Genomic DNA, 9,534 nt, shown 5'->3' with positions numbered 1-9,534 from the left:
TTCAGCGCTTTTATTTCTTCAGATTTTCAACAACCACAGAGGGGAAGCGACCAGCCATATCCCTTGGCAAGGCTGCCACCGCCATGGCCACACGCCTGGCCAGTTCGCGATAAAGCTCTGCCGCCTCGCTGGCGGGGTCGCTGGCAACCGTGGGCGTACCCGCATCGGTCTGTTCGCGAATACTTTTTGCCAGTGGCAAGGCGCCCAGCCAGGGAACGTCCAGCTCCTGGGCCATGTGCTTGCCGCCGTCCTCGCCAAAAATGGCTTCGGCATGACCGCAGTGCGAGCAAATGTGCATCGCCATGTTTTCGACGATACCCAGAATCGGAATATTCATTTTCTCGAACATGCGCAAGCCCTTGCGGGCGTCAATCAGCGCAATGTCCTGTGGCGTGGTCACGATAATGGCGCCCACCACCGGTACCTTTTGCGCGAGCGTCAGGGCAATATCGCCCGTGCCCGGCGGCATATCGACAATCAGATAATCAAGATCGGGCCAGTTGGTCTGGCGCAGCAGTTGCTCTAACGCCTGCGTGACCATGGGGCCGCGCCAGATGGCCGGAGAATCGGCCTCGATCAGAAAGCCGATGGAATTGACCGTGATACCGTGTGCGCGCAGGGGCTCCATGGTTTTGCCGTCATTGGATACCGGTTTGCCCGATACGCCCATGATCAGGGGCTGGCTGGGGCCGTAGATGTCCGCGTCCAGAATGCCAACGCGCGCGCCGCTTTGCGCCAGTGCAATCGCCAGATTGGCGCTGGTGGTGCTCTTGCCGACACCGCCCTTGCCCGAGGCCACCGCAATAATATTTTTGACCGAGGCAATGGGCTTGAGCCCGCTTTGCACGGCATGCGCCCGCACCGTATCACTGAACTGCAGCGTCAGTTGCGCCGCGCCGGCTTGTCTGGCTGCTGCCTCCAGTTGTTCGGTCAAGGCGGTCTTTGCTTCGGCGCTGGTCACATACCCGGGCTCTACGCGAACCGTTGCTCCCGTTTCGGAAAGCGTGATATCGGACTCCTTGAGCGTCGGGACCACCGGCATACCGGTGACCGGGTCTACCACAGACCGTAACGCATCCAAAAGGGCTTTTGACGACAGACTCATTTCAACTCGCTGCAATTGATACTATTTAGGGACGTAATGACCTTAATGATAACGTTTAATGGGCTCGTACATTGTTAAAATCTGTGTGGAGCAGGGATATCTTCCCTATGGCGCGCCGCCTGCCGCTTGTGGCTGCAAAGACGAAAATCGCCACACAATCATCACGCAATCGCCGCCCTGCCGGCGGTTTTTATGATGTCCCGCCCACGTGACAGCCCAGCGGTGTTTCAGCCGTAACCACTTTTTGAAATCTTTTGGCACATCCGCGTGCGAGCTGCCCTTGAATTTCCCTGAAAAAGCCCTACTATAGACAAAACAAATCAAGCAAAATCAATTGCTTGTGTACAATAAGCAGTAACTGACGCTTATTGGCTCTTCCCACTTACAAGGATCTGACCCCCTATGAACAATTTTCTGGACCGGTTTTTCAAAGCGCTGCTATTTGGTGTCATCACCATTGCAGGCCTTGTCATGGCCGCTGTGTTCCTGGTTTCTGCGGCCATCGCAGTGGGGTTGTTCTATATTATTGCGAAGGTGCGCGGCAAACCGTTCGTCGCCCGCGAATACTGGAAAACAACCTCAACCCGCGCCCGCCAGACCCATACTGAATTTTCTGAAAAATTCAAAAAGCCCGGCAATTTCTCGCGCAAGCCCGATGTCACAGATGTGGAAATACGGGAAATAAAGTAAACGCTGGCATAGTGGCGTGCTATGACAGAGCTTGTCGTTTGAATGTCGCTTGTCATTGAACAGCACTTTTGCCAGTTGAAAAGCATATATCGGTTGAACAGCCTTTATCACTTGAACGACACTTGTCATACGAACAAACACAGGCGAGCCAACAAGCCGAACGGCATGCCACACGCAGCAAATCCAAAACCCTTGTCACTGACAGGGTTTTTTTATTGCACGCAGTGGGCCATTGCATGGATGCCTGTCATTGCATCGATCTCGATCAATGCATGGATTCCGATCATTAAACAGATTCCGATAAACGCATAAATAGCGAGCAACCTGGCGCCAGGCGGCCAGGCCGGCGCCCCAACCGCCCATTGCATCCGTCATATACGCCCTCGCCGGTCCGGGACCCTGATGCCCGCAATCCTGAAGCCCCGGCTTGCAGCGAACCTCTGCCGCATCATCGATGCGGCAAGCCGTTCAGACGCCGAATTTTTCACTATATAGGTCGCGCGCCCAATCAATAAAAACCCGAACCCGCGGCGACAACTGACGATGAAACGGATAAAGCGCGCACACCGGCAGAGCCGGACACGGCCAGCCGGCCAGCACCTGCACCAGCCTGCCCGCCTGCAGATGCTCCTGCAACCGAAAACGCGGCACCTGGATCAGCCCGCAACCGGCAAGGGCAGCGCTGGTGTAGCATTCGGCATCACTCACGGACATCCAGCCACTGGCCTCGAACTGTGTCTCCTGCCCATCCATCATGACCGAAAAGGGGTAGCGACTGTCGTTGCCGCGCGAGAAAAAACCAATAGCCTGATGCTGCGCCAATTCCCCCGGGTGTGCGGGCGTGCCGTAGCGGGACAAATATTCGGGGCTGGCGCAGATAATCTGCTCCATATCCGCCAGTTTGCGGACCACCAGTGACGAGTCGCGGGGCTGGCCTGCGCGCACCACGCAGTCGATCCCTTCCCTGACCAGATGCACCAACCGGTCACCGCTACTGATAACCACATCGATATTCGGATAGCGCTCACGAAACTGCGCGATGCGCGGCAGGATGATCATGGTCGCATGCGCCCCGTGCAAATCCAGTCGCAACGTCCCGTGGGGATCAGTCACATGCGTGCTCAGCGAAGTCTCGGCATCTTCCAGTTCGGCCAGCACCCGTTTGCTGCGTTCATAGAAGGCCTGACCATCCAGCGTGGGGGCAACCTGCCGCGTGGTGCGATCCAGCAATCGCGCGCCCAGGCGCTTTTCCAGCTGCTTGATGGCATGCGTGGCAGTGGCACGCGGCAGATTCAGCGCCCCCGCCGCTTCGGTAAAGCTGCCCAGCTCCACGATCCGGATAAACAGCTGCATCGCATCAAAGCGGTCCATTTGGACTCCATTGTTGGTGTTTTTTGAATTAACAAACCAATTTCACCCCATTTATCCATCAGGCGTCAATCGATATGATGGAGTTCATTGCCGTACCACGCAGCAGCCGTTGCGGCTCATCAACCTGGCAACGCCCGCCGTCAGGCGCGCGCGGCCATCGTCATTACCCAAGGACACCATCATGATCAGCAAAGACACCAGCAACAACACCGACACCGCCCACTCTGAAGCCACAGTGCCTACCGCCATTGTCACCGGCGCCTCGCGAGGCATCGGCCGCGCCATCGCCCTGCGCCTGGCTGCCGATGGTTTCAGGGTAGTGGTCAATTATGCGGGCAACGCCGCCAGCGCCAGGGACGTGGTTGACGCCATCTCCGCCGCTGGCGGACAGGCAATGAGCGTGCAGGCCGATGTGTCCGTGGCAGAAGACGTGCAACGGCTCTTTGCCATGACGCAGCAAGCCTATGGCCAGATCAGCGCCGTTGTGCACAGCGCCGGCATGATGACCATGAATGCGATTGCCCCGGAGAATATCGACGCCTTCGATCGTGTCATCCAGACCAATCTGCGCGGCGCCTTCCTGGTGCTGGGGCAGGCGGCTGCGGATTTGCAAACCGGCGGACGCATTGTCGCGCTCTCGAGCAGCGTGATCGCTAAATCCTTTCCGCAGTACGGCCCCTACATCGCAGCCAAGGCAGGCGTAGAGGGCCTGGTGCGTGTGCTGGCCAACGAGCTGCGCGGCCGCAGCGTCACAGTCAATGCGGTCGCGCCCGGGCCGGTTGCCACCGAACTGTTTTTTGAAGGCAAGAGCAAAGAGCAGATCACGCAACTGAGCAAGCTTGCCCCGCTGGAGCGCCTGGGCCAACCCGAAGACATTGCAAATGTGGTTGCGTTCCTGGTTGGGGCCGACGGGGGCTGGGTCAATGGACAAGTTGTTCGCGCCAACGGCGGCTTCGCATGAACCAGGCTGCGTATGCCCGGCCACACGCCGCCACCCGATTGACTATGCCATTACTGCATTCCCAAGGAGATGAGCAATGACAGGCAATGCATTTTCCACACACATAAAGGTGGTCATTGGCGAATCGGTCATTGCCTCGTCGGCCGCAACGCTAAGCGTCCTGGCCTTCGAAATACCGGTATGGGCCATGTTCGTCGGCTGGATCTCGTTTTTCACCCGCGGGCTTAACCTGCAGCAGGGAATTATCAATGTGGCATGTGTCCTGGTCGGTGTCGTGCTGGGCATTGCTGCGGCCCATGGCCTGGCGGCGCTCACACCCTATTTGGGCACCTACGCTATCAGCGCGGTGGTGTTTGCCATCACCATCATTGCACTGTCGCTGGCCAAAGCGCCTGCCGTGAACAACCTGCCCGCCATTTTTCTGGGGCTGGTGGCTTACTTTGCCTTGCACCAGCCCCCTTCAATGGGAACCTTCGGCATGTTGACGCTTGCAACAACATTGGGCGCAATTGCCGCATTCCTGGCCCATTCGCTACAAAATCATGTCCGGCATAACGCCACCCATTCACTTGCCGGAGAACCCAAATGGCACGCAGCGAAAACGAAATAACCACGGCCGTCCAGCAAGCAAGTGCACGCCCTCCTCGCCTGCTGATCCCCGCCCTGGACACGCTGTATAAGCGCGCTGAACCTGCCTTGTATGCCTTACTGCGCGTAGCCTTCGGTATCATCCTGTTCACGCACGGCTTACCCAAAGCCCTGGGAACGTCCCATGGCTCCATGGCCGACCCCATGGCAGGCTCCATCAATCTCATACAGAATGTGATGGGCCTGCCTTTTGCTCCCCAGTTGGCCTTTCTGGTCATGCTGCTTGAAACAATGGGTGCGCTCTTGCTTGCGCTTGGGTTGTGGGCTCGCCCCGTTGCCCTGGCCATTGTGGTGCAAATGCTGGCGATCAGCTATGTGCTGGGCCCGACCTGGCCGTGGATAGATCGCGGCATCGAGTACCCCGTACTCATGGCATGCCTGGCCCTTTATATCGCCGTACGCGGCAGTGGCGCCTTTGCACTGGATCGCAGGCTGGGGGTTGCCATCTAATCGTCACATTATCTGTGCGGCCCGGCTCTGCTCGCGCCAGAGCCGCAATGAGCATGAGCACCCTGAGTGAGTAAAGATCGGCACCATAACCGCTGCAGCCCTTGGCATATCGGCTGATATCATTTCAATTGATATCTAAGATAAAAATATAGCATTTGAATTATTTGATGCGTAGCACCATAATTTGACATACCCCCGCATGAAGATGATCGCTTGCGGTCGGCGCCGCCGGTGGGGGACTATCGTCACAAGGCAAGATGCCGGTGCACCTGCTTGGCGCGACGCCTGGGTTGCCCGGCACTGCCGGCAGCATCGTCCTGCCCCGGCATATTTGGGGCAACGACGCCGCACCATTGGCTCGCCTTGCTGCGATCACCCTGCCGCCCCGTGAAGAATATTGATCTGCCCTGCCCGATTTACGCTTACCTATTTCAAGAGTACCAATATGACCAACCTGTTTTCCCCCTTCAGCCTGAAAGACGTGACCTTGCGCAACCGCATTGCGGTTCCGCCCATGTGCCAGTACAGCGCCCAGGACGGCTTTACCAATGACTGGCACCAGATCCATTACGCCAGCCTGGCCCGCGGCGGCGCTGGCCTGGTGATTGTCGAAGCCACGGCCGTATCGCCGGAAGGCCGCATCACCCCGGACTGCCTGGGGTTATGGAGCGATGAACATGCCGAAGGGCTGGCCCGTATTGCCGCTTCCATCAAGGCTGCCGGCGCAGTCCCAGGCATCCAGATTGCTCACGCTGGGCGCAAGGCCAGCGCCAACCGTCCGTGGGACGGCGATGACCATATCGCCGCCGACGATCCGCGCGGCTGGCAACCCATCGCGCCCTCTGCCCTCGCCTATGGCGAGAACCTGCCCATCGTGCCCAAGGCAATGACGCTGGAAGATATCGAGCGCGTCAAGGCCGATTTTGCCGCAGCAGCAAAACGCGCCCGTGATGCAGGCTTCGAATGGCTGGAATTGCACTTTGCCCATGGCTATCTGGCACAAAGCTTTTTTTCTGCCCACAGCAATCAGCGTGATGACCAATACGGTGGCGACCTGGCCGGCCGCAGCCGTTTTCTGCTGGAAACACTGGCCGCAGTACGCGATGTGTGGCCTCAGAACCTGCCATTGACCGCGCGTTTCGGCGTGATCGAATATGACGGTCGTGATGAGCAGACGGTAGCCGAGTCTATTGAACTTGCCCGCAATATGCGCAAGGGCGGCCTGGACCTGCTGAACGTGAGCGCCAACTTTGTTATTCCCGACACACAGATCCCATGGGCAACGCCGGCTTTCCTGGCGCCTATTGCGCAACGCATACGCAACGAAGCCGGCTTGCCGGTGGCCTCGGCCTGGGGTATTGACGATCCGCAAGTGGCCAACCGCGTAGTTCAAGAGGAACAGATGGATCTAGTCATGATCGGCCGGGCCCATCTGACTGACCCGCATTATCCTCTGGCGCTTGCCAAAACACTGGATCAGCCTCGCCCGACCTGGGTGCTGCCAGCACCGTACGCCCATTGGCTGGAACGCTACCGCGGCGCAGCCGCTTAAAGCTTTAAGGTTTAAGGTATTGGCCAGTTGGCTCAAGGCTCGCGTTCGGACATTGCGCCGGGCACACCAGCCTTTTCCGCCAGCCTGGTCTTGCCTTACGCATGGTTGTCAAAGCAAATATCAAACAGCAACTGTCGCAACCAGCGCTGGGCCGGATCACGGTGCGTGCGCTCATGCCAGGCCGCCATTTTGGTAAATCCGGTGATGGCGATGGGCGGCTCAAACACCGCCAGCCCTGCCAGATCGGTTACCAGCCGGCTGGGCAGAATCGACACCATATCGCTGGACCGCAACAGGTCGGGCACAATCAGAAAACTCTTGACTGACACCGTGACCCGGCGCGTTTTGCCCATTTTTTCCAGCGCTTCGTCCGTGGCACCACGAAAGCCAGCACCCGAATAGGACACCAGCGCATGGTCCAGCTCACAAAACCGCTCCAGCGTCAGATCCCGCTGGCGCTTGATAATGGGATGGTCCTGGCGCACAACACAAACGTAATGTTCGTCAAACAGCTTGCGCGCATGCAGATCCTGACAGGTATATTCGGGCGAAACCAGCGCCAGGTCAATGACGCCGCGTTCCAGCTGGGACAGCATCTGGGTATCGTTCACCAGCACCAGCGCCACCCTGATATTGGGCGCCAGCCGCTTGAGCTTCGCCAGAAACGGTAGCGCAATAGCGCGCAGCGCATAGTCGGTCGAGGCGATCGTAAAATGCTGGGTGGCAGTGGCCGGATCAAATACCGGCGGCTGCAGCAACGCGCCCACTTCGCCCAGCACCTGCTTGAGCGGTATGGCCAAGGCCTGCGCACGCTCGGTCGGCTCAATGCCGCGCTGAGCCCGTACAAATAGCGGGTCATCGAAAGTATCGCGCAATCGGGTCAGCATGCCGCTCATCGCCGGTTGCGTCACGCCCAAGCGCGCTGCCGCCCGCGTCACATTTCTATGATCGAGCAACGCGTCCAGCGCTTTGAGCAGGTTAAGATCAAGGTTTCGGATATCTTTCATCGTGATGATATTACATCTGTATAGAATGGCATTTATCTTGGTAACGGTATGAGGCTTAACAATGGCATCTGCCTGGCTGATGGGTCCTGGTATTTCATTGTGGATATTATTATCGTAATTCGTTGTGAACAGATAGCGCCATCCATATATCCACATCCCTGGATCTCTCTACATATCATACTTATCTTATACCTTTACCCTTTATATCACTGCATTGCCACAGCATTCGCAAAACTTGCAAGCCATGCAGGGTTGACATCAAGTTAACTTCAGGTCTTATGATGGCACCATACTCTGTCAATCAAGGTAGCCATGACCACCAATACGCCGCCAACGCCATCCTCCCGGCAACAGGCAAATAACCCGTCCCAGCCGGGCACCGATGCTGCAGGCACGCAGGCCAAGGCCCCCGATGCCCACCGTGCCGACGACACGCATATGCGGCCAGCCGATTGCGCGGCCCAAACACGCACATCAACGGCGCCGGCGTTCAGCGCGCGCCGGCTGGCGGCACGCAAGCTGGTGCTGCTGCTGGTGGCCACCCTGACCATTATGGCCAGCATCATTATTGCCCCATCATTGCCTGCCATTGAAACCCGTTTTGCCGACAGCGAGCATATCGCCCTGCTCAGCCGCATGGTGCTCACCCTGCCTTCATTGTTTGTCGCCCTGTCGGCGCCGCTTGCCGGCATGCTGGCCGACCGGTTCGGGCGCAAGGGCCTGCTGGTGATAGCGATTGCATTGTATGGCGTCTCAGGGGCGTCTGGCCTGATGGCCGACAGTCTGACCGCCTTGTTGGTCGGGCGTGCCATCCTGGGGGTTGCCATCGGCGCCATCATTACCTTGAGCACCGCGCTGATCGGTGATTATTTTACAGGCGCAGAGCGGGAAAGATATCTGGGCTTGCAGCAGGCCTTTGTACAACTGGGTGGCGTGGTGTTTGTCATGTCCGGCGGCCTGCTGGCCGAAGTGCACTGGCGTATGCCATTTGTCATTTATGGCGCCGCGCTGATACTGATTCCCGCGGTCATGTTTTGTCTGACAGAACCGCAGCGCCCCCGCGTCCTGCACTCGACAACAAAACTCACAGATGCGCCAGTGAACTGGGTGGTTGTGGGAACCGTATGCCTGCTGGCTTTCCTGATCAATGTCTCTTTTTATACCGTCCCCTCGCAATTGCAATTTCATATGCAAGCGTTGAATATTTATACTGCCAGCGGCTTCGGCATGGTGCTGGGCGCCTTCAATCTGGCCGGCGGCATGGCGGCCCTGTGCTTTGGAGGACTCAAGCGCCGCCTGGATACGACGCTTATTTTTCTGCTGGGCTTTAGCCTGATGGCAACGGGCTTTGGCCTGCTATCGGTGGCATCACGCTTTGAGGGGCTGGTGCTGGCCAACGCTATCCTGGGCGCGGGGCTGGGCATCGCCATGCCAAATGTCATGTCCACCGCCATCGCCCATTCCGCCCCGGCGCTGCGGGGCCGAATTGCCGGCATGGCGGCAACGTCCATCTTTATCGGTCAATTCATCTCGCCATTTATCAGCCAATACTGGGTCGCCGTCGTGGGCTACGCGGATATGTTCCGCAATGTCGGGGTGATCATGGCGACCCTGGCAGTACTCTCGCTGTTGCCTGCCTTGCGCAATGGCTGGATGACGCTGCTCGGACAAAAAACATAAGGATCATTTTCGCGGAACATTCTCCATATTGGGAGTACAATTTAAGTCTTATATAAGACTTGCATTTTTG

The 9,534-nt window shown here is 57.9% G+C and carries 9 protein-coding genes; 6 read left to right on the top strand and 3 right to left on the bottom strand.

Annotated elements, in window-relative coordinates:
* Positions 1 to 10: 10 nt before the first annotated feature.
* On the bottom strand, positions 11 to 1,105 hold the full coding sequence (apbC, locus tag INT32_RS13285; protein WP_193089210.1) for an iron-sulfur cluster carrier protein ApbC: 1,095 nt from the start codon (positions 1,103 to 1,105) through the stop codon (positions 11 to 13).
* A gap of 402 nt (positions 1,106 to 1,507) precedes the next feature.
* Between apbC and INT32_RS13280 the strand changes: the two genes are divergently transcribed.
* Positions 1,508 to 1,795 carry a hypothetical protein gene (locus tag INT32_RS13280; protein ID WP_193089209.1) on the top strand — a complete coding sequence of 96 codons (288 nt, stop codon included), beginning with the start codon at positions 1,508 to 1,510 and terminating at the stop codon, positions 1,793 to 1,795.
* A 468-nt stretch (positions 1,796 to 2,263) separates the two neighbouring features.
* Here the strand turns inward: INT32_RS13280 and INT32_RS13275 are convergent, their stop codons facing one another.
* Entirely contained in the window at positions 2,264 to 3,166 is a 903-nt protein-coding gene (locus INT32_RS13275) for a LysR family transcriptional regulator (RefSeq protein WP_193089208.1), read from the bottom strand.
* A gap of 181 nt (positions 3,167 to 3,347) precedes the next feature.
* Between INT32_RS13275 and INT32_RS13270 the strand changes: the two genes are divergently transcribed.
* From INT32_RS13270 to INT32_RS13255, 4 genes are all read left to right on the top strand, one after another.
* Positions 3,348 to 4,127, top strand: a complete 780-nt coding sequence (locus tag INT32_RS13270) for an SDR family oxidoreductase (RefSeq protein WP_193089207.1) — start codon at positions 3,348 to 3,350, stop codon at positions 4,125 to 4,127.
* Positions 4,128 to 4,203: 76 nt separating this feature from the next.
* Complete coding sequence (locus INT32_RS13265) at positions 4,204 to 4,737, top strand: DUF1097 domain-containing protein (protein ID WP_193089206.1); 534 nt, start codon at positions 4,204 to 4,206, stop codon at positions 4,735 to 4,737.
* Positions 4,713 to 5,225, top strand: coding sequence for a DoxX family protein (locus tag INT32_RS13260; protein ID WP_193089205.1), 513 nt, complete (start codon positions 4,713 to 4,715; stop codon positions 5,223 to 5,225). The genes INT32_RS13265 and INT32_RS13260 overlap by 25 nt, the downstream gene beginning before the upstream one ends.
* A gap of 445 nt (positions 5,226 to 5,670) precedes the next feature.
* Complete coding sequence (locus tag INT32_RS13255; RefSeq protein WP_193089204.1) at positions 5,671 to 6,777, top strand: NADH:flavin oxidoreductase/NADH oxidase; 1,107 nt, start codon at positions 5,671 to 5,673, stop codon at positions 6,775 to 6,777.
* Positions 6,778 to 6,872: 95 nt separating this feature from the next.
* Here the strand turns inward: INT32_RS13255 and INT32_RS13250 are convergent, their stop codons facing one another.
* The gene (locus tag INT32_RS13250; RefSeq protein ID WP_193089203.1) at positions 6,873 to 7,784 is read right to left on the bottom strand and encodes a LysR family transcriptional regulator; all 912 of its coding nucleotides are present in this window, start codon (positions 7,782 to 7,784) and stop codon (positions 6,873 to 6,875) included.
* 312 nt (positions 7,785 to 8,096) lie between these two features.
* On the opposite strand from INT32_RS13250, the gene INT32_RS13245 reads away from it, so the two are divergent.
* Positions 8,097 to 9,464, top strand: a complete 1,368-nt coding sequence (locus INT32_RS13245; protein ID WP_193089202.1) for an MFS transporter — start codon at positions 8,097 to 8,099, stop codon at positions 9,462 to 9,464.
* The last annotated feature ends 70 nt before the right edge of the window (positions 9,465 to 9,534 follow it).

This window comes from Advenella sp. FME57 (genome assembly GCF_014897675.1).
Classification (GTDB): domain Bacteria; phylum Pseudomonadota; class Gammaproteobacteria; order Burkholderiales; family Burkholderiaceae_B; genus Advenella.
This window is presented reverse-complemented; position numbering and strand designations above follow the sequence as displayed.